This is a genomic window from Micromonospora sp. NPDC048830 (assembly GCF_043198215.1).
Lineage (GTDB): Bacteria > Actinomycetota > Actinomycetes > Mycobacteriales > Micromonosporaceae > Micromonospora.
In genome coordinates this window covers 1-1,534 of sequence record NZ_JBICUP010000129.1, presented here as the reverse complement: position 1 = coordinate 1,534, position 1,534 = coordinate 1, and the positions used below count along the sequence as shown (strand labels likewise).

The following is a 1,534-nucleotide window of genomic DNA, read 5'->3' as shown; positions in this document are numbered from 1 at the left end:
CAGTTTTTCCGGGTCGAACAGTTCCCGTTGGCCGTGGGGCCACCATCCGCCGTCGCAGTAGCGGCGGCGCAGTTCCTTCCAGGTGCTCCGGCGATGTTTGCGCCGGAGCCATCGCCAGACCGTCTGCCACAGGTAGTGGCTGAGGTAGGCGAAGGTCGCCGACGACACGCCGGGCCTGAAGTAGGCACACCAGCCCCGCACCGCCTGGTTGAGCCTGCGGATCAGGTCATCCAGCGGCTGGTTCACCTCGACCTGCCGGCATAGGGTCTTCACCTTGGCCATCACCGCCTTGAGCGACTTCTTGGCCGGATAGGTGTAGATGTAGTGCCGATTGGTGCCCCTCTTGCGGTGGCGCTGGATGCGCCACCCGAGGAAGTCCATTCCCTCGTCGATATGGGTGATCAGAGTCTTGGCCTCCGACAGGCGCAGGCCCATCGTGGCCAGGACCCCGGCGATCTCGTCCCGCAGCGCTTCGGCATCCGCCCGGCTGCCCTTGATCATCAGGCGCCAGTCGTCGGCATACCGAACCAGCTTGAAGTTCGGCAGACCGCGCCGAAGCCGTCTGGCCTTCTCAACCCTGCCGGTGGCCGGGCCACCGGGGCGCTGGGCGACATACTCGTCCAGCACCGACAAGGCGATGTTGCTCAGCAACGGGGACAGGATCGACCCCTGCGGAGTGCCGGCGTTGGTCTCCCGCAGTTGGCGGTCCTCGCCGAGGATGCCCGACTTCAGGAACGCCTTCACCAGGTCCAACACGCGCTTATCGGCGATGCGGCCACGTACCCGGCCCATCAGGGCGGTATGGTCGATCTCGTCGAAGCAGGCCTTGATGTCACCTTCCACGACCCACTCGTAGTTGCGTGGTCTCGTGGCCAGGTAACGGATCTCGGCCACCGCGTCATGGGCCCGGCGTCCCGGGCGGAACCCGTAGGAACACGGGAGGAAATCCGCCTCGAAGATCGGCTCCAACACCAGCTTCATCGACGCCTGCACCACCCGGTCGGTGATCGTCGCGATCCCCAACCGGCGCAACTTGCCACCGGGCTTGGGGATCATCCGCTCCCGCACCGGCACCGGCCGGAAACTGCGATCCTTCAACGAGGCCCGCAGCCCGTCGAGGAACTCCTCGACCCCGACCCGCACGACGATGGACAACGCAGTCGCGCCGTCCACCCCAGCGGTCTTGGCGCCCTTGTTACTGCGCACCCGATCCCACGCCACCAACAGAAACGCGGGATCGGTGACGAGGTTGAACAGGTCATCGAACACGCGACAAGGATCATCACGAGCCCAACGATGCAGCTTGGCCTGGATCCCCAGTACCCGGTCTTCGGCCCGGCGAAGGGCCGACTCCAGCTCGTCGGTATTCACCGGCGACAACCTCCTGGCATTCCCGCATCCGTACTGCTCGACTTGCTGGCCCCCTTCGCCCTGCATCCGGCTCTCCCGGACCCCGACGGCGGGTCGTCACGCCCGCGACTACTACGAGGCCTCCGCCCCGACCAGCCACCCGTCAGCGGCAACTCACCTGCCC

The 1,534-nt window shown here is 66.2% G+C and carries 1 protein-coding gene; it reads right to left on the bottom strand.

Translation table 11 applies throughout. The features are described from left to right. Positions 1-1,371, bottom strand: a 1,371-nt coding sequence (ltrA, locus tag ACGFIZ_RS34215) for a group II intron reverse transcriptase/maturase (RefSeq protein WP_393427450.1), incomplete at its 3' end; no start/stop codon positions are given. Positions 1,372-1,534: the final 163 nt, after the last annotated feature.